The sequence below is a fragment of the Gammaproteobacteria bacterium genome (assembly GCA_027296625.1).
Classification (GTDB): domain Bacteria; phylum Pseudomonadota; class Gammaproteobacteria; order JAKEHO01; family JAKEHO01; genus JAKEHO01.
In genome coordinates this window covers 1-19451 of record JAPUIX010000174.1, presented here as the reverse complement: position 1 = coordinate 19451, position 19451 = coordinate 1, and the positions used below count along the sequence as shown (strand labels likewise).

Here is a 19451-nt window from a genome sequence, read left to right as displayed (position 1 = left end):
GTACCGTCAAAACGAGGAAGTATTAGTCCCTCATATTTCTTCCCTACTGAAAGTGCTTTACAACCCGCAGGCCTTCTTCACACACGCGGCATTGCTGGATCAGGCTTTCGCCCATTGTCCAATATTCCCCACTGCTGCCTCCCGTAGGAGTCTGGGCCGTGTCTCAGTCCCAGTGTGGCTGATCGTCCTCTCAGACCAGCTACCGATCGTCGTCTTGGTAGGCCGTTACCCTACCAACAAACTAATCGGACGTAGGCTCATCCTGCAGTGCGAGGCCCGAAGGTCCCCCGCTTTCCCCCGTAGGGCGTATGCGGTATTAGCCTGAGTTTCCCCAGGTTGTCCCCCGCTGCAGGGCAGATTCCTACGCATTACTCACCCGTCCGCCACTCGCCGCCAGGGAAGCAAGCTTCCCCGCGCTGCCGTTCGACTTGCATGTGTTAAGCATGCCGCCAGCGTTCAATCTGAGCCAGGATCAAACTCTTCAGTTCAAGTTTGACGTTGCATGACTGCAACAATACTAGCTCGATGGCTTCAATCTCGCATCATGCGAGGCCACTTCCATCGATGTCTTGATGGTGAAGCAACCCTCTGACGCAAGCGCCCACACAGATTACTAGATCAGGCATTTTTAAAGATCGGGGTCGGGGCTATCCCCAACCGAACTTCGGGATTATACACCTTTGACCGCATCCATCCAATAACGCAATGGCGCCGATTTCGAGGCGTCTTTGGCTTAAAATAGCAAGCAGATAGTTAGGGCAGCCTCGGGCGGCCGTCTGACGCAAATTTTAGGCGTCGAGCCGGCCGATTTTAGACCGGTATCATGGTTTCTGGGTTCCCGGGGATAGCTGGTCTATTGCAGCTCCCGACGTTATGAGTCCTGCCTTTGCGTGTGTCCTCGTGCAACCAATACCCGCCTAAATTTGCGCTTCCCGATCTGGATAACGTAAGTACTTCCGGAGGCAATTCTTTTATCTCTATCGGTGACTTTTTCGCCGTCAATTCGTAGAGCCCTCGCATTTATCATTCTAATTGTTTCTGAGTTGCTGGGAGTCAAGCCGGCCGCTGTAACTACCGGCACTACCCAAACACTATCTTCATCACCCGAATCATATTTAAATTCCTTCATATCCTCTGGCATTTGGCCATGCCGGAAGCGATTGACAAATTCTTCCTGAGCCTCTTTGGCGGCCTTGGCACCGTGGAAACGCCCGACGATTTCATCCGCCAGCTGGATTTTAACGTCTCTCGGATTAGTCCCTCGCTTGACGCCCTCCATTAATTTTTCAATATCGCTCATCGGGCGAAAACTTAGTAATTCGAAATAGCGCCACATCAGCTCGTCTGATACCGACATGATTTTGCCAAACATCTCTTGAGGCGCCTCTGTAATGCCAACATAGTTTCCTAATGATTTCGACATCTTCTGAACACCATCGAGCCCTTCTAGGATCGGCATAGTGAGGACAACCTGTGGTTTCTGTCCATACGCCTCTTGAAGTTGCCGACCAACGAGGAGATTGAACTTCTGGTCGGTACCACCCAGTTCCACATCCGCCTTTAACGCGACCGAGTCATAGCCTTGAATCAGAGGATACAAAAATTCGTGGATGGCAATAGGGTAGCCGCCCTGGTAGCGCTTGTTGAAATCGTCACGCTCAAGCATCCGTGCGACAGTATGATGAGATGCCAGCCTAACAAGCCCCGCGGCATCCATCGTGTCCATCCACGTGGAATTAAAAACGATGGATGTTTTGGTTTGATCCAGCACCTTGTAGATCTGGGTTTCATAGGTGCGCGCATTTTCCTGCACTTCTTCACGCGTCAAGGGTTTCCGAATTTCCGTTCTACCTGACGGGTCCCCGATGAGCGCCGTAAAGTCACCAATCAGAAATAATGCTTCGTGCCCCAGGTCCTGAAACTGCCGAAGCTTGTTCAACAAGACTGTATGTCCAAGATGCAGATCCGACGCTGTCGGATCAAACCCGGCCTTCACTCGGAGCGGCTTACCACCCTTTAATTTCTCCTTCAGTTCCGCTTGAGGCAGGATTTCGTGCGCCCCTCGCGCGATGATCTCCAGAGCATCATCCACCCTCGCGTTTGCCAACTTAGCTACCCCTTCACTCAGACATTGCTACACTAATTTAACATAAGTCATAGCGCCCCAAAGACATCGCTGTTGTTGACGTTGTACGCAACACCCGATATTGTTAAAGAAGTTATTATAAGGTAACACCGTGAGTTACAGAGCATATATAAAGCAAGACTATAAGGCATCCATCGTATGGACGTCCCCAAATAAGCCTTCGTGGTACCGACGGCGCTGGCTTCTGATGCTCGTTGGCTGTATCACGGCGGGTCTCGTCGTGACGGTCGTGCCCAAGGAACCAGTGCCAGCAAATGTTGCTTTGCCCTCCAAACTCGAAAGTTTAGCCAACCAGGCGCCAACGGAACCAAGCCTCATCCGTTCCCTACCCCTCCCATTGGTAGGAACGGTGCAATCCACCGATATGGTCGCCCATCGCCTCGATGCTGTCGACGAGCAAGACAAATGGCAAACAGTTAAGGTAAGAAGCGGCGACAATCTCTCACTGATCGCTAAGCACCTAGGTCTCAGTGCCCAGATCGTCCATCGCATCATGACGAACCCGGAGGCCGCCGTCTTGAAAAACCTTCGACCGGGCCAGGAACTCCATATCCTGCTTGAAGATGGCATGTTCCGTGAGCTTATCTACGATATTGACTTGACACACTCCTTACACATTCGTCGTGCGGACGAGCGCTTTACGTCCGAAATGCTTATAACCGAGCTTGAGACACGCATCGCCACGGCTGCGGCAACGATCACGAGTTCCCTTTTTCTCGCCGCCCAGAACGCGGGTTTGTCAGACAACCTGACCATGCAGCTTGTTCATCTGTTCGGTTGGGATATCGATTTTGCACTCAATATACGGGAAGGCGACAGCTTCGCACTAATTTACGAAGAGCAATTCAAAGACGGGGAAAAGCTCAAGGACGGGCCTATCCTGGCAGCTGAGTTTATTAACCGCAACAAAACATACCGCGCTGTTCGCTACACAAACCGCGATGGGCACACGGACTATTTTGCAGATAGCGGCCACAGTATGCGGAAAGCCTTCTTGCGGACACCACTCGATTTTCAACGCATCAGTTCACGTTTCAGTTTAAAGAGGAAACACCCGATATTAAATCGTATACGCGCACACAGAGGCGTGGACTACGCAGCGCCCAACGGTACCCCGGTGAAAGCAACCGGAGACGGGATCGTTGTTCACGCAGGAAGGAAAGGCCGCTATGGGAACACCATTATTCTGAAACATGGAGGTAAATACAGCACCGTTTATGCCCATTTATCACGCATCACCAGGGGCATCAAGCGGGGTAAGCGTGTAAGCCAGGGCCAGGCCATTGGCTATGTGGGTACAACAGGTCTCGCCACAGGCCCGCATCTCCACTACGAGTTCCGCATCAATGGTGTCCACCGGAATCCTTTGACGGTCACTCTGCCGAAGGCAATGCAGATCCCGGCCCCACAAATGGGCCGCTTCAAGGCGACAACACGACCCATGTTAGCGCAGCTGGGTGCAATCGCACCGAGCTACACGTCAAGAAACCTCTCATCAAGTGATCTCAACACAGCCGCCTCGACGGTTGCAATGCAGGATGGTATGGCACCTCATGCCTCACCGCCCTGATTCCTACCGTTAGCTAATGGCACTTTTCATTGGTCTGATCTCCGGCACCAGCATGGACGGGATCGACGCGGCCCTCGTGGACTTTGCGCTGGACAAGGCAGAGATGGTGGCATATCAGCAATTCCCCCTTGCTGACGAATTACGTGACGAGCTGCGATTCGTTTATGAAAAGCCAAAAAATGCGACACCCGAACACATTGCGAGATTGGACGTACGGGTTGGAAGACTGTTTGCCGAGGCCGCTGCGGAGCTGATCCGGCAACACGGTGCAACATCGGACATGGTGAGGGCAATTGGCAGCCACGGGCAAACGATTTTGCACCGTCCGGGCGGGTCTGAGCCCTTCACCTTGCAGATCGGCGATCCCAACATAATCGCCGAGCTCACGGGAATCACAACGATAGCCGATTTTAGACGCATGGATGTCGCCGCACGGGGTCAGGGCGCGCCATTGACCCCTGGGTTTCATGCTCATCAATTTCATAGTGACGAGGTAGACCGAATCGTGTTGAACATCGGGGGAATCGCCAACATCACGGTGCTTCCCGCCGACCCGGCTTCACCCATATCCGGATTCGATACCGGCCCAGGCAACGCTCTGCTAGATGACTGGTGCCACCGACATCACAACACACCCATCGATCGCAACGGTGAATGGGCAAAGAGTGGTGCTGTTGATCAAGCTTTACTAGCTAAGTTGCTATCGGATCCTTATTTCCACTTGGCCCCACCGAAAAGCACGGGGCGCGATTACTTCAACCTGACGTGGCTGGACAAGCGGCTTGCCGATATTACGTCCAACATTTACGCAGAGAACGTCCAGGCAACGCTGGTGCAGCTCGCTGCTTCAAGTATTGCCCACGCCATCACAGCGCATGCGCCAGCGACCAAACAAATCCTCGTTTGTGGTGGTGGCGTACACAACCCGATATTGATGCAGGCCATTGCTTATCAGTTACCGGCCTGCACAGTGGGGTCCACCTCAGAATACGGACTGGATCCAGACTGCGTGGAGGCCGTTACCTTCGCCTGGCTCGCAAAGCAGCGCCTCGACGCGCAACCCGCCAATGTACCTTCAGTAACGGGTGCCCATCGCGCCGTGGTATTGGGCGGCGTTTACGACGCACGCAAACGCTGAATAGCGGTAAATTTAGGAAATCAGACCGAGAAGGAAGAACCGCAACCGCAAGTGCTCTTCGCCTGGGGGTTACGGATAACAAACTGTGCGCCTTCAAGACCTTCCGTATAGTCAATCTCGGCACCAGCAAGGTATTGGTAACTCATTGGATCGATCAGCAGCTTCACGCCACCGTTTTCTACGACCGCATCGCCTTCCGTGAGGTTTTCATCGAAGGTAAATCCATATTGGAAGCCCGAACAGCCGCCTCCCGAGATATATACACGCAACATCAATTGATCATTACCCTCCTCGTTAATCAACTCCTTGACCTTTGAGGCCGCAGCGTCGGTAAACATCAGTGGGCTTGATCCAACAGTTTCAGGGGCATTCATGCTATGCATCTTCCAGTTCAGCGCTAACCAAAGTACAGATGAGATTCCAATATATAGTCCTTTCGCCCATTGGGATCAAGTACTCCCGTCAGATGCCTCAAATGGCCCGCTTTCGCGGACAGCAACTGAGGACTGATCCGTTTGTGACTCGTGTACGAGTTGGCCATTCACCTCAGCTCCCATCGCCATTTCAATCAGATTGTAATAGACATTCCCTGTGACACGGGCGTTGGGCGCAAGTTCAATATGCTCGTGAGCGTGGACATCGCCGACTACGGTACCGTTTAACACGATAAAGTTCACCTTAACTTCCCCTTCAATGGTACCCCGTTCACTTACGGAAACCACCGAAGAAGGGTCATCAACAGCCGTAACGTTGCCTTTTATAGTCCCATCCACATGAAGACCACCGCTGAATTGAACATCGCCAAGCAACTCAGTATTCGGCCCGATCAACGTGTCGATTCGGGTCGTTTTACGCTTCTTACGTTTTCCCCACATTGTCCTTACCCTCCTTAACCAGCCATCCGCGGCCATTCAAAAATCCTCTCTACTTTCGGCTGGGTTTTGTCCTTGGGGTGCAACTCAACGAAGATTCTACGGGGTTGAAAACCATCCGGGAGCACCATAGCACCCTCAAGTTTATGAAAATACTTAAATCGAAATGACAAATCGACTGGGCTACGGTCCGTAATCTCTTGAAGCCTAAAGCGCCTCGATATACCGTACAGATCGCCTTCAACAACCATGTTGACCGTGCCTTCTGCAACCCTATCACTTCTCGTAACATGGGTTAATACAAGCTTGTATCTGTATCGATGTTCTTGGGCAAGTGGCTCTACGTATAGTCCCTGTACCGTTAGCCCTGTTGCAGTTCGGGTTGCAACGACGATTCCCTGGTAGAAACTCAGCTCTTCCCGCAAATCAAAAATCTCATCCTGAAGGTGCCTCAGCGTTTCCTGCACGTCAGAAGCAGCCCGGTTCTCGACTTCTGCAGAATGCCCAAGGATGGCGACCCGCTCACGTAATCTGATTGTCTCGGCTTCTAGGCTACGATTGATTTCCCATAGAACCTTCGCATTGCGATTGTCGGCCATCTCGTCGTAAATATAACGCCAGTGGCCATAGTGGACCAAAAGCCAACCTGTTATCACAAGCAGTAGGGCACCCAGCAACAGCAATACAGTAATTCTTGCAGGGCGATGTGGCTTTACAACCAAGCGTCCCATGTTATCTGCAACTATATGTGTCAAATGCCACGCTCAACACCAAATTAATATCAATTAGTTAAAAAGCGCATCATGGCGACAGCGCGATTTCATTTAATCCCGTTGTTTCATCCAAATCGAATAGAATATTCATATTTTGCACTGCCTGTCCGGCGGCACCCTTAACCAAATTATCTATCACTGACAGAACCACTACCATGTCCCCGTCTTGGGGCCGATACACGGCAATTCTGCAGACGTTAGATCCCCGAACCGAACGTGTATTTGGATCGACCCCGGTTGGCAAAACATCCACGAAGGGCTCGTTACGATAACGTAGTTCGAACTGCTCTTGTAAATCAACATCATTCCGGGTCAATTGCGCATAAAGTGTCGCATGAATACCACGCACCATTGGAACCAAATGTGGCACAAATGTAAGCCCCACAGGCGCCCCAGACATAATTTCTAATCCTTGGCGGATCTCTGGAAGATGCCTATGACCCGGAACGGCATAAGCCTTTAGCGAATCGCCTGCTTCACAGTATAGGAGGTCTAACGCGGTCTTGCGGCCCGCGCCGCTTACTCCAGACTTGGCATCAGCAATGAGTCTGTGCCTATCGACAAGATCCCCTTCAACAAGCGGAAGGAATCCGAGTAACACCGCCGTCGGGTAACAACCGGGATTAGCGACGAGCCTAGCAGACTTTATTGCTTGCCGATTGACCTCAGAAAGCCCGTAAATTGCCTCATCCAACAATTCTGGGCACGCATGTGCTGTGCCATACCAATGTTCCCATTGGTCGGAATCTTTCAGACGGAAATCCGCTGATAGATCAATTACACGTACCCCGCGAGCCAACAATTCCGGAACCATGGTCATCGCTGTCCCATTAGGGGTTGCAAAAAAAACCACATCGCAAGCGATTAACAGGTCAAGCTTAGGCTCCGAGAACTTGAGATCGATGTGACCGCGCAGGTTTGGGAAGACCTCAGTCACTGCCTCACCCGCATGGGACCGTGATGTAATCACCAACAGATCGACATCTGGGTGTCCGACCAATAATCGCAGAAGTTCAACGCCAGAGTAGCCAGAAGCCCCGACAATTCCTACCTTATTCATGGCTTAAAAATGTTAAAGCAAGGGAACGACGTATAAAGGATTCATAATACGGCGAGTAGCACAAAAGAAAAAGAACCAACAAAAAAGCGGCCGAAGCCGCTTAAGTCGTACCGATTATTATTATCGTTTCAACCGTATCCTACGGTCGAGCAGGATACCAATTTCAGCTTAATTCCACGGATAGCCCGTGTCAAGCACTAGATGGGCCCCAGACTATATCTACATGACTCGTGGAACGGGCACCTCAATGGGACTTCTGGTCGACCCAGCGGTCAAACCAAAAATACTCAATCATTCACTCAAATTGTGTCCGTTACCACTTGAAAATTCGAATGATCGCGATGTTGAAGGGCGAGTCCACCGGGCGGCGTTTTAAACCAGAGATTGTGCCCAATAATAATACAGTTACCATAGCCCATGCACGCATAGAACGAGGCACCTTGTGGACTTAGTCGCAACGATTGCCCTAGCCATGGGTGTTGCTTGGGCAAGTGGCATCAATCTGTACGCAGCCGTTTTCATGCTGGGTCTTCTGGGCTCAACTGGCCACATTACTCTCCCTCCCGATCTAGAAGTGCTGAGTGACCCATTGGTGATGGCGGCGGCAGGGTTTATGTATTGCGTGGAGTTCTTTGCCGACAAGACTCCGGGAGTCGATACAGGCTGGGACGCCATACATGCCTTTATCCGTATCCCCGCTGGCGCAATTCTTGCTATGGGAGCATTCGGTGAGACTAGCCAAGCGGCTCAGCTCGCTGCGTTCCTCATCGGCGGCTCCTTAGCGGCAGCAACCTATGCCACAAAAGCGGGTAGCCGTGTAATTATTAATACCTCGCCAGAGCCTCTCAGTAATTGGACAGCATCACTGAGTGAAGATCTCATTGTTATTGCCGGCCTGTGGACAGCACTCACCTATCCTTGGGTGTTCCTTGTTTTGCTACTAGTGTTTATTCTAGTCATGATCTGGTTGCTGCCAAAGCTTTGGATCGCGGTGAAAAGTATCTTCACCTACATCCGCAACGTGTTTCGACGCTCTAGCTCGAGCCAGTTGAAAGAACCGACTAATATCTCAGCGAACGATGGCGTCAAGAAATAAGATTGCCTCAGTTTAAGTGATGATGAAGAAGAAAGACCAGTTTATCGTATTTTTCGCAGCGATATTGGCAGCCGCTGCCCTGTGGGTTTGGCTCACACCAACCGGCCTAAGCCATGCTCCGGATGTCACTCTGAAGACCATCGACGGGCGTACATTGCAGCTAAAGGCGCTGCGGGGACACCCTGTGTTAGTCACTTTCTGGGCAACGACCTGTGCGACATGCATTAAAGAAATGCCACACCTGATCGAGCTATATCAAGAATTATCTGGATCAGGGTTCGAGATTATCGGTGTAGCGATGTACTACGATCCGCCGAATCAAGTTTTGGAGATGGCACGCGAGCTCCAGATCCCCTACCCTGTTGCCCTAGACATCGATGGTAGCGTCGCGAAGCGATTCGGCAACGTACTATTAACCCCCACCAGTTTCCTCATTGCACCGGATGGCAAGATCGTGCAGCAAAAGATCGGTGAGATGGACATTAATAAGGTGCGTCAACGCATTTTGACAATGCTTGAGTCTCCGCAAAAAGCACTCGGGTAAGCCCCGTGCTGTGGGTGAAATCCTTTCATATTATCTTTTTAGTCACATGGTTCGCCGGGCTATTTTACTTACCGAGGCTATTTGTCTATCACGCTATGACGACTGACGCGATCAGCAATGAACGATTCAAGGTAATGGAGCGCAAGCTCTATTACGGTATCATGACGCCTGGGGGGATACTCACAGTTGTCTTCGGGTTCTGGCTTATCGTCGCCGGTTACACGTGGGAGGCTTACGCCAGCGCAGGTTGGTTAAATGCAAAGCTCACTCTGGTCGCCATTCTTGTTGGCTATCACATCTACTGTGGGAAACTGCTATTGGATTTTAAGCGTGATCAGAACGAGCACGGGCACGTTTTCTACCGATGGCTCAACGAGGTTCCGACTGTAATTCTGATCGGAATCATCATACTGACAGTCGTCCAGCCCTTCTAAAGACCGCCTCACAGATAGGCAACACAGGTAGCAGGGGGTGTTTTTCAACAACCTCCTAGATCGCGACCATTTCGAAATCTTCCTTGCGGGCGCCACAGTCGGGACACACCCAGTTTAGGGGAACGTCCTCCCACTTCGTCCCGGGTGAGATGCCATCCTCGGGCCATCCCTTGGCTTCATCATAGATGAAGCCACAGATCGTACACATATATGTCTTCACGCGAACCGCTTTAGAATTCTTGCGCTTATTCTCGCAACAGGTTTGGGCGTGTAGTATAGCTCTGAAATGGATAGCACACCGCAGCAAATTCCAGTGGTCTTAGACTTTGCAGGTCATGATCCTACCGGTGGGGCAGGCATACAGGCCGATATCGAAACGATTGCCAGCCTGGGAGGGCATGCTGCACCAGTTATCACGGCGCTGACGGCACAGGATACATCGGAGCTCAAATACTGTATTCCGCAGAAACCATCGGATCTAAAAATCCAGGCTTCATTGGTACTGAACGATATGCCGGTGAAGGCCTTCAAAATTGGCTTGATCGGCAGCGTAAGCCTCGTTGAGGCGATTCATGACATTCTCATACAGCACAAAGCGATCCCCGTGATCCTAGATCCGGTGATGGCATCGGCCACCGGCAAGTCGCTCGTCGATAACGAGATCCAGGAAGCCATTATTAATCTGCTATTTCCGCATACCACGGTACTGACCCCTAACAGCCTAGAGGCTCGCCGACTTGCAGGCGGCATGGAAGACCTCGACAGCGCAGCCGAGCGGCTAATGGCGTACGGATGTGCCTACGTGCTCATCACCGGCACGCATGAACAAACGCCAGCAGTCATCAATACACTCTACGCAGATAACCGACGACTAAGAGTTTTCGAATGGGAGCGCTTGCCCGGGAGCTACCATGGATCAGGTTGTACGTTAGCTGCTGCCATCGCAGTCCTTTTGGCGCAGGGAAGCGACGCAGTAAGCGCTGTTGAGGAGGCTCAAAGATACACATGGAAGGCGTTGAAAGAAGGTTACAAACTCGGTAAAGGACAATTACATCCAAATCGCTTTCATTGGAAGCACGCAAATGAGGACCTGCAGCGATAATGCGCCCACCGCTCAGGGGCCTTTATGCAATTACGGATAACACGCTGATTGCACCATCTGCTCTACTTGAGGTAGTAGAAAAAGTTTTGATAGGCGGCGCTACTGTGATTCAGTACCGTGACAAAACTACCGATGGCACTCGACGAGAACAGGAAGCAAAAGCACTGCATGAACTGTGTCAAGATCACAACGCTCCTCTGATTATCAATGACGATATAGAGTTGGCAACAATGGTCGGGGCTGAAGGCGTACACCTGGGGAAACATGACATAAAGTACCATAAAATAAGAGCGCTTATGGGGGAAGGCACCATCATTGGAGTTTCCTGCTATGACCAACTCAATAGGGCGCGCAAGGCAGAATCGGTTGGTGCCGATTACGTTGCCTTTGGGTCTTTCTTCCCGTCTAAAACGAAGCCGAATTCAGTAAGGGCAACAACTGATCTACTCCGGGAGGCACGGCAGCTTATCTCTATTCCAATCGTCGCGATTGGTGGGATCACGCCGGAAAATGGAAAGATGCTGCTGGATTCAGGTGCCGATCTGCTTGCGGTGATACAAGGGCTGTTTGGCGAGCCTAATCCTGAAGCCGCGGCAAAACGTTACTCCATGCTTTTCGAATATATGACCCCGAGGGGATAACAATCGATTAATGACACAATCACAGAAACTTTTTGAAGAGGCGCAGCGCTTCATTCCCGGCGGCGTCAACTCGCCGGTCAGGGCATTCAAGGGGGTTGGCGGCGAGCCTGTCTTTTTTACGCGAGGTAAAGGCGCCTATTTGTTCGACACCGATGGCAAACGTTATATCGATTATGTGGGCTCATGGGGTCCCATGATCGTTGGCCATGCACACCCAAGCGTTATAAAGGCTGTGCAGCAGACAGCCGCTAACGGACTCGGATTTGGTGCACCAACAACAATTGAGACCGCTATGGCAAAAAAGATCTGCGAGCTCATGCCCGCTATCGAAAAGGTGCGCATGGTGAACTCCGGTACTGAAGCCACCATGAGTGCCATACGTCTTGCTCGCGGTGTCACGGCCCGGGACAAGATTATTAAATTTGAGGGTTGTTACCACGGCCATGTTGACTCGCTGCTTGTCAAAGCTGGATCGGGCGCATTGACGTTGGGTGTCCCAACGTCTCCTGGCGTGCCCAAGGCGCTGGCGGAGCACACGATCGCGGTTACCTATAACGATTTGGACGAGGTACGGGATGCATTATGTAAGACAGGGAAAGACGTTGCCGCCATCATTGTTGAACCGGTGGCGGGTAATATGAACTGTGTGCCTCCGGTGCGGGGCTTTCTCCAAGGACTTAGAGCTCTGTGTGACGAGTATCAAGCGCTATTAATTTTTGACGAAGTCATGACGGGTTTTCGCGTAGCCCGCGGGGGGGCACAGCAACTCTATGATGTCAGCCCAGACCTCACGACACTGGGCAAGGTCATCGGTGGTGGAATGCCGGTCGGTGCATTCGGCGGGCGCGCCGACGTCATGGATCACATTGCCCCACAGGGCCCCATCTATCAGGCAGGCACACTTTCCGGTAATCCGGTGGCCTTGGCTGCAGGCCTCGCGACCCTTGAATTAGTGTTGGAAACCGACTTTTATGCAAGACTCTCTGACAAAACCATGCGCCTCACCAAGGGACTGCGAGAGTGTGCCGCTTCTGCTGGAATCGGGCTCACAACAAATCAAGTTGGTGGAATGTTTGGGCTGTTCTTCACGGACGCAGACGCTATTACGAATTTTTCACAAGTCCTAGCCTGCAACCAGAAGCGTTTCAAACAGTTTTTCCATAGTATGCTTGAACGGGGCATCTATTTCGCACCATCGAGCTTTGAGGCTGGGTTTGTCTCAAGCGCCCATGGTGATGAGCAATTTAAGGCGACAATCGAGACAGCCGAGGAGGTTTTCCAAACATTGTAATGAGAACTTGTACGATAAAAATGTTTCCGTATTGCGCTACTGGTCATTCTTCATTGGCCCCGCTTTATTGATAACTATGACTTCGTTTTGCAACAGAGTTAATCTGTCGCGTCTCGAGCAGCGTGTTTTACGCAAGCCGATTTCCTCCGTTAATTGGCTTGCGAGAGCAAGTTTAGGTGGCTTGGCTTTAGCGCTTACGCTCAGTTGGCCAGTCAATTCAACGGGCAGGGCATCGGCAACGCTGATGCTCGGTACACCCGCTAGAGCGAACGAGACAGAGTCAGGTAAAGAGAGGGCATCCCTTCAACTTGACCTAGTCGAGCTAGAGCAACGCCTGCGTGCTACGAAGGCAGTTGGTGTACTTACCAAACTCCAGATCAAGAATCAGACAACAAAGCTGTTAGACGAATTACGCGGATATCACAATGATAAGAGCTCCGCGACCGCTGAGCAGCTACACGAGCGATATAACCTCCTTGTCAATAAAATATTGACGCTGGTTCAAGATAAAGATCCAGAACTTGCACACGATCTCGTCACAGCCCGCGAGAACCTTTGGAACATGCTGGCCGACCCTATCCAGTTTGCCAAGCTGAACGGCTGATAGACCATCTAACGCATGGATATAAATAGGAAATTTCCCGTCCGCCTGGCTGGCGTTGCTGCATTGGCAGTGCTGTTGGTCTTTGGCTGCACCTCAGAAGATGATCTGGTGAAAAAAGATCTATTTTCGGTCATTAGCCTGCAGGGCCAACCCTGCGGCATGGTTCTGAGCTACGAGCGCTCGGGTGAAAAGGACTATAAGGTCAATTGTCAAACCGGGGATCGCTATCGAGTATATGTCGAGGCTGAAAACCAAATCCGAATAGAAAAACACACGGGGACACCGGTCGTTACCCCTCGCGACCATGACGAGATCGTGAAGCGCGATCTGTTCGCTATGATCACACTAGCAGGCCACCATTGCGATAAGGTCATTAGCTTCAAGCGCGACGGGCCAACGGACTATCAAGCGCAGTGTCAAGGTGGAGAGCGGTACCGCGTGTATGTCATCCCCGAAGGGCAGATTATGGTAGAGAGGCAGTGATGTGCCCCGTGTCCGAAGCGAGCCCTGGCACACGGCGATGTTAGTTATGTACCGAAATCTATAGAGAAAATATTTTTAGATTGCGCGATCCACAATCGCTTCCAAGCAAGCTGCGCAGAGTTAGCGCAGAACGCACTGCAAGAAACAGCCAATGGTCTATCAGGCGCTCGCTGACGTCATCGTACTTGTACACCTTGGGTTTGTTGTGTTCGCCGCTCTTGGCGGATTTTTAGTGCTCAGGTGGACGCGCTGTGCCTGGATTCATATCCCGACCGTTATGTGGGCCGCATGGATTGAGTTTGCGGGCTGGATATGCCCTCTCACGCCACTCGAGAACTGGCTGCGTGGGAGAGCCGGTGCACAGGACTATTCTGGCGGATTTATAGAACACTACATTATACCGTTGTTGTACCCTACGGCACTCACACGGGAATTGCAGATCACACTGGGTGTGTTGGTCGTAATCGTGAACTTGGCGATCTACGGGTGGGTCATTCATCGCTTATCGAAGCGCAAGGCTTAAGTTTGTTTATAACTGGCCCATATTTTTGAATAGCACTTGAGGAACTACTGCGTATGTACATGACGGCCCTTTTTTTCCTCTCAAACAAACTTGCATTGGCACTCGGCTTTCTCATAGCCACTATTATCATCGCGCACGTTATTCGGCAGCAGCGCTCGCCGTCAGGTACCATCGCCTGGCTGCTGGTCATCGTAGTGTTTCCCTATATTGGCGTGCCGTTGTATCTAATGCTTGGAGGTCGCAAAATCCAGCAAATCGTAGATTCAAAAGCCGATATCCAACTGCCCACGGACGCCACTCCATCTGTAGCTAAGGTCACATTGATTGATCGTCTATTGCAAGGCTACAAGATTCCCGGCGCGACCACGTCTACTATAGAGGCGTTACCGTTGATAAAGCCTCTGTCCGGAACGATCTTGCTTCCTCTGATCACCCAGCATAACCATGGTCTTTTCGATTGAATAAGCTCTCGCCTATTCACAATCGTTAATCATCCTCTTCGTTCGCTTCCCTCACCAGGAAGACCACGGTCGGCTAACTCGAACTTGCTGTCGGTCTTATCCCTCGCACGAGGCGTTGAAGGTATAATCTGGATCGATACAATTGTGGGGCCGGGATCTTATTCTGATATCTCGATCCCAGCCCATAATTATCTTCAATAACAAATGGTTAGGGAGAGAAAAACCATGAAACTCAAAGCCGTGATCCTGAACTGTACGCTAAAGCCCTCACCCGAGCGTTCCCACACACAGGCACTTATTGACAAGGTCGTCCAGCTGATGGCGCCATTGGGTGTGGAATCAGAGAGCATCCGCGTGGTTGATTTCAACATCCCCTTCGGCGTGGATTCCTATATGGGTAAGGGTGACGAATGGCCGCTCATCTACGACAAGCTCAAGGCCGCCGATATCGTGATTCTTGGCACGCCAATATGGATGGGCGTTCGCTCTGCCGTTGCACAACTCGTCATTGAGCGGCTAGATGGAAGCTATAGCGACGGACATCCAGAGACCGGACAATTCCCTCTCTACAACAAAGTTGCAGGTGTCATTGTCACCGGCAATGAAGACGGTGCCCATTCGGCCGCAGAGACCACGCTATTTAACTTTTCACACTTTGGCTGCACCATTCCAGCTAATTCCGACTGTTATTGGGTTGGCGATGCGGGACCGGGGCCCAGTTACATCGAGGCGGGAGGCGATAAACACATGTATACCAACAAAACGGCCCGCTTCATGGCCCACAACTTGGTTCACATGGCGATACTGTTGAAGGAGAATCCCTATCCGACGAATCTAAAGGCACTGATAGAAGAAGCCCGTGCCTATAGCGAGGACGAGTGCCCGACCCGTCACGGCGAGACGACCCACGTCGCTTGAGGGCCACAGGGGCCGCCCAACCCACACCCTGATCCCTCAAGCAAATGCCCGGGGAATCACTCCATCAGCTCGCGGAATCGAATAAAACTGATGAGTTTAGAGCTGTTCTTTCCGACAGTGTCGAGTCAATAAATACCTATGCAACATATCCAGTGTTCCGAAATGTAATCTATCGACACGGGTTGAAAGGAACCCCGCTGCACGTGGCCGTCATAAGCAACTGTATCGGTGCCGCACGCTTGTTACTCTACTTCGGTGCAGATCAATCGCTGAACATAATGCAGTTCGAGAGAGGATACGATGAAGTTTCTAACACAGCCGCTTTGGAACTCGCCGAACGACTTAAGTTGCGCGAAATGATTGCAATGCTGAATGACGTGAATGGTTAACGCTGCGCTTTTACCGTATTCTGCGGTAGGCTTATTAAAAAACCAGGTCACTTTAGCCACAGAAACACGGATCTTAACAGCCCACCTGTAGCACTCGACACCAACCATAATAACGTCTCCTTTCGGCCAAAAGGAGTCAATCGAGATTCAAAAAGCCAACGTTCGTATTAACGGCTCAAATTAGCGGCGCGGTTGGACTGTCCGCTGGATGTGATTGTTAGGCTTGATTATTGTTGGAATGATCATACGGAAGTTTGCAAAAGCCTTGAGCTGGCACATCTAGAGCGCTATTGAATTTGCTAGACAAATTTTGGAAAACGATAAGCCCAGTTAATTCCACAATGCCATCGTCATCAAAAAAGCCCTTTAATCGCTCTATCAATTCATCGGTCACCTGTTGATCTGAATAAGTAACAGCTTCCGTGTATTCAAGAACCACTTTCTCCTTCTCGTCGAAGAGATCGCTTTCTTTCCACTGCGCAAGCTTCTCTGCTTTTTCCATAGATCCAGAGCGTTTGGCCAGAGTGGCAGAATTGATGTCAACACAGAAACGGCACCAATTGATTTGCGATACTCGTACCGTAACCAATGAACGCAGCACGGGATTCAACGGAGAGCTTTTTCTGTCCAGCACGCCATAGAGCACAGCCACTGCTGCGAACAACTTGGGAACTCTTGCCCAAAGTAAGCCTGGCTGAAGGATTGCTCCATATTTTCTTTTCTGATTCCAAAAGAAAGGCCGTAGAATCCAAGGATACTTTCTTAATTTCTTTACAGGAATTCTCATATTTTTCCTTCAAAAGCCTAACGTTTGAACTCAATCGCGCGAGGTACGAGCGTCGATTGGAGTGAATGGTTATAGCCCAACTTAACTGGCTTCCTTAAGGGATTCGACTTCTTCTTCAAGCCGTGAGCCCAACCGATCTTTTTCTATTTCTAGATCATATCTGGTTTGCAGGTTCATCCAGAACCGGTCCGAGATGCCAAAGAACCGCGAAAGGCGGAGTGCTGTATCAGCAGTAATAGCCCGCTTCCCGTGAACTATTTCATTTATTCGACGTGCTGGCACACTCGTCGCCTTGGCAAGGCGATATTGGCTAACACCCATCGGTTTCAAGAAATCCTCTAAGAGAATTTCGCCAGGATGAATTGGGGGTAATAGTTTATTGCTCATAACACTCACCTAATGGTAGTCAACAATCTCGACATCAGTGGCTTGACCTGATTTCCAGCGAAAACAGATTCGCCATTGGTCATTCACATGAATGCTATACGGACCTTTACGGATTCCCGAAAGCTTTTCCAGGCGATTCCCTGGAGGAGTCCGGAGATCTTCAATTAAATCAGCACCATCAATCAAATCCAGCTTGCGCTGCGCAACCTTTTGAATCGACAGCAAGAATCGCTTGATTCGCTGTCTTTTGAATAGCCTTTCGGTATCCCTGTCTCGAAAGGTTTTAATCATGGGCAGGATATTAACGTATTACGTTAATACCGCCAAGCGTTAATAGTTGGTAAGATTGGGCTTTAACTTCGACGATAAGGTGCGGAAGCCGAAGGCGACCGTCAGCTTCATCGTCTTGTTAGCCTGTGCTTTCGTACTGTCGCGGCCTAGCTAGCGCGTATGCTGCGAACAACGAGTCTCGGAATCGGTAGTACCGCTCGCGAACTTTTTCGACTTCAGCTCCATAGTCCTCAGTAACGAGTTGGCCAACGTATTGGCTTGAGTTATCGACCCCAGCCTCCAGGGCTATCTTGTAGGCGTCGGTCGTCCAGCATTCTCCATCAGCACCTCGTACCTGTGCGAGCGCCTTGAGGACGATCTCACGTTGTGGCGAGGATGCGACGGCTTTTTTGTATCGACCCTCCAGGACCGGATCGGCACCCCTTTCAGCGATCGACTGCAAGGTCGCGTCGATCATTTCCACCGTGATCTCGCGCATGTCGGACTGGAATGCTCGTCGCAATGCATACTTGCCTATCAGATGAACCATGTACGGGTGACCTTGTGCCAGAGTGACTAAGCGCTCGGTGGCGTCTTCAGCAAAGCGAATGTATCCGCCAATTGAGTCCTCGCCAATACTCACGATTTCGCTAAGCTCCTGGTCCGACATGGGAGGCAACTGAATAATACTGCCCGCAAAGAGGCGATCCGCCGACTCGTGCTCGCGCATCAGATTCTGAATGTCTCGAGCAACCCCAACGACGCAGAATTTCACCTTCGGAACGTTGGTAGCAAGGGATTTCAGCAGCCCGGCCATGCCGGTTGGATCACGGACCTGGTCAAATTCGTCCACGATGATAAGTAGACCATCCGAGGCTACTTCTTGTTCAGCAATCGCGTGGCACACGTTTGTGAACACGGTGTCGATGGAGTGAGATCCAACAGCCGGTGTAGACTCGCTCTCCGTACCTTTCTCGCCGCCGAGCTTAGCGCCCACTCCAAAGAGCTTGGCACTCAGTTCCGGTGAGTAAGACACGATTTCCTTCCTTGCCTTTGGGATGTCGTAGATCCAGTCTCCAAGGCAGCTGGAAGTCGTGAGAAGTCTCTCAAGAAGGTCGTTGACGGTCTGGACGGTGTTGCCGCAGGCGAAGTACACCGTGAGAAAATCGAGGGTGTGGTCGTGCGGCAACTTTAGGCGCTCAAGGAGGCTGTTGTCACCACTGGCTATGACGCCGACCTGTCGAGCGAGCGAACTCTTACCAATGCCTCGATTTCCCACGACGGCGATATTTGTCCCCTGTCCCAATAGGGAGTAGTACGAGTCAGAAATAGGGGCTTGGCGGCCAGCGAACCTTTCGGCCGAGTCGATCTCCCGAGCTGGCTGGAAGGCGTTCTCAACATCAGCAAGCGCAGGTTTCTTCATCTCCGTCCTCGTCGGGCTAACTATTGAATGAGAGGACCGTACCGACCCTCTCATTTAAATAAACGAGCGTTTGCGAAATTATAGAATAATTTCTCTTAAACAAAGTCTCACACGCCTTCAAGCAACTTGCCACGTGTCTATCGGATCGAATGTGGATTACTACAACTAGAATTACAAAAGCCTCTCAGCTGCTACAACAATCCCATCTTTATCGGCATACAGATAATTGCCCGGTGCGAACGTGGCGCCTGCAAAGGTAACCGCAATATCGCGTACTCCCGCGCCAGTCTTAGCGCTTTTTCGCGGAGTGGTATTAAGTGCCTTGACGCCAATTGGGATCTTCTCGATCTCGGCGGAATCCCGGATGCACCCGTGGACTACGATCCCTCCCCAGCCATTTTCCTGAGCGAGCTGCACTAATCGGTCACCAACAAGGGCACATCGGAGTGAGCCCGCTCCATCCACAACCAGTATCCTGCCGAGCCCCAGCTCACTCAGTGCCTCACGCACCAATACGTTGTCCTCAAAGACTTTGACGG

General features: G+C 51.2%; 25 protein-coding genes and 1 rRNA gene. 14 read left to right on the top strand and 12 right to left on the bottom strand.

Going from position 1 to position 19451, the window contains the following annotated elements:
• Positions 1-488: ribosomal RNA gene (locus O6944_10890) — 16S ribosomal RNA — on the bottom strand; the annotation flags it as partial.
• 383 nt (positions 489-871) lie between these two features.
• Positions 872-2107, bottom strand: coding sequence for a tyrosine--tRNA ligase (gene tyrS / locus O6944_10885; protein ID MCZ6719640.1), 1236 nt, complete (start codon positions 2105-2107; stop codon positions 872-874).
• Positions 2108-2237: 130 nt separating this feature from the next.
• Between tyrS and O6944_10880 the strand changes: the two genes are divergently transcribed.
• Both O6944_10880 and O6944_10875 read left to right on the top strand, forming a co-directional pair.
• Complete coding sequence (locus tag O6944_10880) at positions 2238-3716, top strand: peptidoglycan DD-metalloendopeptidase family protein (GenBank protein MCZ6719639.1); 1479 nt, start codon at positions 2238-2240, stop codon at positions 3714-3716.
• Between the two features lie 16 nt (positions 3717-3732).
• Entirely contained in the window at positions 3733-4854 is a 1122-nt protein-coding gene (locus tag O6944_10875; GenBank protein MCZ6719638.1) for an anhydro-N-acetylmuramic acid kinase, read from the top strand.
• A gap of 20 nt (positions 4855-4874) precedes the next feature.
• Here O6944_10875 and erpA read toward each other — a convergent pair whose 3' ends face one another.
• The 4 genes from erpA to argC form a co-directional block, all read right to left on the bottom strand.
• Complete coding sequence (gene erpA, locus O6944_10870; GenBank protein ID MCZ6719637.1) at positions 4875-5228, bottom strand: iron-sulfur cluster insertion protein ErpA; 354 nt, start codon at positions 5226-5228, stop codon at positions 4875-4877.
• Between the two features lie 75 nt (positions 5229-5303).
• Entirely contained in the window at positions 5304-5729 is a 426-nt protein-coding gene (locus O6944_10865) for a polymer-forming cytoskeletal protein (GenBank protein ID MCZ6719636.1), read from the bottom strand.
• A gap of 14 nt (positions 5730-5743) precedes the next feature.
• Positions 5744-6481 carry a hypothetical protein gene (locus O6944_10860; protein ID MCZ6719635.1) on the bottom strand — a complete coding sequence of 246 codons (738 nt, stop codon included), beginning with the start codon at positions 6479-6481 and terminating at the stop codon, positions 5744-5746.
• 46 nt (positions 6482-6527) lie between these two features.
• A complete protein-coding gene (argC, locus tag O6944_10855; protein MCZ6719634.1) occupies positions 6528-7559 on the bottom strand; it encodes an N-acetyl-gamma-glutamyl-phosphate reductase in 1032 nt (343 codons plus the stop codon).
• Positions 7560-8001: 442 nt separating this feature from the next.
• Between argC and O6944_10850 the strand changes: the two genes are divergently transcribed.
• The 3 genes from O6944_10850 to hemJ are packed head-to-tail and all read left to right on the top strand — an operon-like array spanning position 8002 to position 9633.
• Positions 8002-8655 carry a DUF4126 domain-containing protein gene (locus O6944_10850; protein ID MCZ6719633.1) on the top strand — a complete coding sequence of 218 codons (654 nt, stop codon included), beginning with the start codon at positions 8002-8004 and terminating at the stop codon, positions 8653-8655.
• Positions 8656-8674: 19 nt separating this feature from the next.
• Positions 8675-9199, top strand: a complete 525-nt coding sequence (locus O6944_10845; protein ID MCZ6719632.1) for a TlpA disulfide reductase family protein — start codon at positions 8675-8677, stop codon at positions 9197-9199.
• A 5-nt stretch (positions 9200-9204) separates the two neighbouring features.
• The gene (hemJ, locus tag O6944_10840) at positions 9205-9633 is read left to right on the top strand and encodes a protoporphyrinogen oxidase HemJ (protein ID MCZ6719631.1); all 429 of its coding nucleotides are present in this window, start codon (positions 9205-9207) and stop codon (positions 9631-9633) included.
• Between the two features lie 55 nt (positions 9634-9688).
• Here the strand turns inward: hemJ and O6944_10835 are convergent, their stop codons facing one another.
• Positions 9689-9841 (bottom strand): rubredoxin, encoded by a 153-nt coding sequence (locus tag O6944_10835; protein ID MCZ6719630.1) that lies wholly within the window; start codon positions 9839-9841, stop codon positions 9689-9691.
• Between the two features lie 78 nt (positions 9842-9919).
• On the opposite strand from O6944_10835, the gene O6944_10830 reads away from it, so the two are divergent.
• The 9 genes from O6944_10830 (at position 9920) to O6944_10790 (ending at position 16045) form a co-directional block, all read left to right on the top strand.
• A complete protein-coding gene (locus O6944_10830; protein ID MCZ6719629.1) occupies positions 9920-10735 on the top strand; it encodes a hydroxymethylpyrimidine/phosphomethylpyrimidine kinase in 816 nt (271 codons plus the stop codon).
• The gene (gene thiE / locus O6944_10825) at positions 10735-11376 is read left to right on the top strand and encodes a thiamine phosphate synthase (protein ID MCZ6719628.1); all 642 of its coding nucleotides are present in this window, start codon (positions 10735-10737) and stop codon (positions 11374-11376) included. Before O6944_10830 ends, thiE begins: the two co-directional genes overlap by 1 nt.
• Before the next feature lie 10 nt (positions 11377-11386).
• Positions 11387-12667 (top strand): glutamate-1-semialdehyde 2,1-aminomutase, encoded by a 1281-nt coding sequence (hemL, locus tag O6944_10820; GenBank protein ID MCZ6719627.1) that lies wholly within the window; start codon positions 11387-11389, stop codon positions 12665-12667.
• A gap of 76 nt (positions 12668-12743) precedes the next feature.
• Positions 12744-13271, top strand: a complete 528-nt coding sequence (locus O6944_10815) for a hypothetical protein (protein MCZ6719626.1) — start codon at positions 12744-12746, stop codon at positions 13269-13271.
• A gap of 15 nt (positions 13272-13286) precedes the next feature.
• Positions 13287-13754 (top strand): hypothetical protein, encoded by a 468-nt coding sequence (locus O6944_10810; GenBank protein MCZ6719625.1) that lies wholly within the window; start codon positions 13287-13289, stop codon positions 13752-13754.
• Between the two features lie 151 nt (positions 13755-13905).
• Entirely contained in the window at positions 13906-14277 is a 372-nt protein-coding gene (locus O6944_10805) for a DUF2784 domain-containing protein (GenBank protein MCZ6719624.1), read from the top strand.
• Between the two features lie 53 nt (positions 14278-14330).
• Positions 14331-14738, top strand: coding sequence for a PLDc N-terminal domain-containing protein (locus O6944_10800; GenBank protein ID MCZ6719623.1), 408 nt, complete (start codon positions 14331-14333; stop codon positions 14736-14738).
• A 225-nt stretch (positions 14739-14963) separates the two neighbouring features.
• Positions 14964-15656, top strand: a complete 693-nt coding sequence (locus O6944_10795) for a flavodoxin family protein (protein ID MCZ6719622.1) — start codon at positions 14964-14966, stop codon at positions 15654-15656.
• A 44-nt stretch (positions 15657-15700) separates the two neighbouring features.
• Positions 15701-16045: a hypothetical protein gene (locus O6944_10790; GenBank protein MCZ6719621.1), complete on the top strand. Its 345-nt coding sequence runs from the start codon at positions 15701-15703 to the stop codon at positions 16043-16045.
• Between the two features lie 217 nt (positions 16046-16262).
• On the opposite strand, the gene O6944_10785 is transcribed toward O6944_10790, so the two are convergent.
• From O6944_10785 to rraA, 5 genes are all read right to left on the bottom strand, one after another.
• Complete coding sequence (locus O6944_10785) at positions 16263-16832, bottom strand: carboxymuconolactone decarboxylase family protein (GenBank protein MCZ6719620.1); 570 nt, start codon at positions 16830-16832, stop codon at positions 16263-16265.
• Between the two features lie 81 nt (positions 16833-16913).
• Positions 16914-17219: a HigA family addiction module antitoxin gene (locus O6944_10780; GenBank protein ID MCZ6719619.1), complete on the bottom strand. Its 306-nt coding sequence runs from the start codon at positions 17217-17219 to the stop codon at positions 16914-16916.
• Positions 17220-17228: 9 nt separating this feature from the next.
• Positions 17229-17510, bottom strand: a complete 282-nt coding sequence (locus tag O6944_10775; protein ID MCZ6719618.1) for a type II toxin-antitoxin system RelE/ParE family toxin — start codon at positions 17508-17510, stop codon at positions 17229-17231.
• A 118-nt stretch (positions 17511-17628) separates the two neighbouring features.
• Positions 17629-18912 carry a hypothetical protein gene (locus O6944_10770; protein ID MCZ6719617.1) on the bottom strand — a complete coding sequence of 428 codons (1284 nt, stop codon included), beginning with the start codon at positions 18910-18912 and terminating at the stop codon, positions 17629-17631.
• A 171-nt stretch (positions 18913-19083) separates the two neighbouring features.
• Positions 19084-19451, bottom strand: a 368-nt coding sequence (rraA, locus tag O6944_10765; GenBank protein ID MCZ6719616.1) for a ribonuclease E activity regulator RraA, incomplete at its 5' end; no start/stop codon positions are given.

What these genes read in the sequence shown, in the direction of transcription:
- O6944_10875 (MCZ6719638.1), top strand. Translation starts at nt 3,733, where the DNA reads ATGGCACTTTTCATTGGTCTGATCTCCGGCACCAGCATGGACGGGATC.
- erpA (MCZ6719637.1), bottom strand. Translation starts at nt 5,228, where the DNA reads ATGAATGCCCCTGAAACTGTTGGATCAAGCCCACTGATGTTTACCGAC.
- O6944_10865 (MCZ6719636.1), bottom strand. Translation starts at nt 5,729, where the DNA reads ATGTGGGGAAAACGTAAGAAGCGTAAAACGACCCGAATCGACACGTTG.
- argC (MCZ6719634.1), bottom strand. Translation starts at nt 7,559, where the DNA reads ATGAATAAGGTAGGAATTGTCGGGGCTTCTGGCTACTCTGGCGTTGAA.
- O6944_10845 (MCZ6719632.1), top strand. Translation starts at nt 8,675, where the DNA reads ATGATGAAGAAGAAAGACCAGTTTATCGTATTTTTCGCAGCGATATTG.
- O6944_10835 (MCZ6719630.1), bottom strand. Translation starts at nt 9,841, where the DNA reads ATGTGTACGATCTGTGGCTTCATCTATGATGAAGCCAAGGGATGGCCC.
- O6944_10830 (MCZ6719629.1), top strand. Translation starts at nt 9,920, where the DNA reads ATGGATAGCACACCGCAGCAAATTCCAGTGGTCTTAGACTTTGCAGGT.
- thiE (MCZ6719628.1), top strand. Translation starts at nt 10,735, where the DNA reads ATGCGCCCACCGCTCAGGGGCCTTTATGCAATTACGGATAACACGCTG.
- hemL (MCZ6719627.1), top strand. Translation starts at nt 11,387, where the DNA reads ATGACACAATCACAGAAACTTTTTGAAGAGGCGCAGCGCTTCATTCCC.
- O6944_10815 (MCZ6719626.1), top strand. Translation starts at nt 12,744, where the DNA reads ATGACTTCGTTTTGCAACAGAGTTAATCTGTCGCGTCTCGAGCAGCGT.
- O6944_10810 (MCZ6719625.1), top strand. Translation starts at nt 13,287, where the DNA reads ATGGATATAAATAGGAAATTTCCCGTCCGCCTGGCTGGCGTTGCTGCA.
- O6944_10805 (MCZ6719624.1), top strand. Translation starts at nt 13,906, where the DNA reads ATGGTCTATCAGGCGCTCGCTGACGTCATCGTACTTGTACACCTTGGG.
- O6944_10800 (MCZ6719623.1), top strand. Translation starts at nt 14,331, where the DNA reads ATGTACATGACGGCCCTTTTTTTCCTCTCAAACAAACTTGCATTGGCA.
- O6944_10795 (MCZ6719622.1), top strand. Translation starts at nt 14,964, where the DNA reads ATGAAACTCAAAGCCGTGATCCTGAACTGTACGCTAAAGCCCTCACCC.
- O6944_10790 (MCZ6719621.1), top strand. Translation starts at nt 15,701, where the DNA reads ATGCCCGGGGAATCACTCCATCAGCTCGCGGAATCGAATAAAACTGAT.
- O6944_10785 (MCZ6719620.1), bottom strand. Translation starts at nt 16,832, where the DNA reads ATGAGAATTCCTGTAAAGAAATTAAGAAAGTATCCTTGGATTCTACGG.
- O6944_10780 (MCZ6719619.1), bottom strand. Translation starts at nt 17,219, where the DNA reads ATGAGCAATAAACTATTACCCCCAATTCATCCTGGCGAAATTCTCTTA.
- O6944_10775 (MCZ6719618.1), bottom strand. Translation starts at nt 17,510, where the DNA reads ATGATTAAAACCTTTCGAGACAGGGATACCGAAAGGCTATTCAAAAGA.
- O6944_10770 (MCZ6719617.1), bottom strand. Translation starts at nt 18,912, where the DNA reads ATGAAGAAACCTGCGCTTGCTGATGTTGAGAACGCCTTCCAGCCAGCT.